Origin of the sequence: Sodalis-like endosymbiont of Proechinophthirus fluctus, assembly GCF_001602625.1 — a bacterium.
GTDB lineage: Bacteria > Pseudomonadota > Gammaproteobacteria > Enterobacterales > Enterobacteriaceae.
Genome location: NZ_LECR01000090.1, coordinates 16,911 through 18,285, shown reverse-complemented (window position 1 = coordinate 18,285; position 1,375 = coordinate 16,911). Strand labels below are relative to the sequence as shown.

Annotated in this window: 1 pseudogene; it reads right to left on the bottom strand. The window is 58.9% G+C overall.

What is annotated here, in order from left to right:
• Positions 1-1,375, bottom strand: a pseudogene (locus tag BG74_RS18310) (L-glutamate gamma-semialdehyde dehydrogenase); the annotation flags it as partial.

The following is a 1,375-nucleotide window of genomic DNA, read 5'->3' as shown; positions in this document are numbered from 1 at the left end:
TAGCAGACGCACGCTACCGGCCTGCGATATATCGCCCAGGCGCCGACAATGCGTAGCAAGCGTCGGATAATGCATTTCCATCCAGGTGACCAGGGTAGGGTGCGCCTGCTGTAATGCTTCCCGTCGGCTGAAATCAGGTGCCTGCACCGCATCCAGCGCCAGCAGCGACGGCAGTACAGCATCGTCACGACGCTGAGACAGTAATCGGTAAAGATACAGCGGGCCGCCGGCTTTAGGACCGGTTCCCGATAACCCTTCTCCGCCGAAGGGTTGGACGCCCACCACGGCGCCGACGATATTTCGATTGATGTAGCAATTGCCGATGTGCGCCCGCTCCGTAACGCGGTTGATAGTCGCATCAATGCGGGTATGGAGCCCTAACGTGAGACCGTAACCGCTGGCGTTAATTTTGTCGATGACGCTATCGAGCTCGCTGCGCCGATAGCGTACCACATGCAACACCGGCCCAAAGATTTCCTCGGTAAGCTCGTCGACACTGTTAAGTTCAATTAGGGTTAAGGGAACGAATGTGCCCTGCGCGCCACAGGCGCCATCGGGCACACCTGTTTGCCAGACGGCATGACCCCGCTCACGCAGCGCGGTGATGTGGTTGTCAATGGCCGCTTTTGCGCTGGCATCAATAACCGGGCCTACATCGGTGGCAAGAAGTTTCGGGTTGCCCTGCGTACATTCAGCCATAGCGCCGCGCAGCATACGCAATATCCGATCGGCAACGTCATCTTGGATACACAGCAACCGTAACGCCGAACAGCGCTGCCCAGCGCTGTCAAAGGCAGAGGCCATGACGTCAGTGACCACCTGTTCCGTCAGCGCGGAAGAATCCACCAACATGGCGTTAAGACCGCCGGTTTCTGCAATAATGGGTATCGGTCGTCCCTGCGGATCTAACCGCGCAGCAAGGGTGTTTTGCAGCAGTCTGGCTACCTGGGTCGAGCCGGTGAACATGACCCCACGAACACGCGGGTCCTCCACCAGTGCGGCACCGACGATTTTCCCCTCGCCGGGCAGCAGTTGCAACACGCCTTCTGGTACGCCGGCCTCCAGCATCAGAGCGACCGCCCTGGCGGCAATCAGCGGCGTTTGCTCCGCTGGTTTAGCCAATACCGTATTACCTGCCGCCAGTGCGGCAGCAATTTGACCGATAAAAATCGCCAGCGGGAAATTCCAGGGGCTAATGCACACCACCGGCCCGAGCGGACGGTGGTTGTCGTTATCAAAATCCCGCGCTATCTGACAGGCGTAGTAGCGTAGGAAATCTACCGCCTCTCGCACCTCTGCCACAGCATTGCTAAAACTCTTGCCCGCCTCCCGCACCAGCAGACCGATGAGCGGCTGCATCTCTGCTTCAAGACGG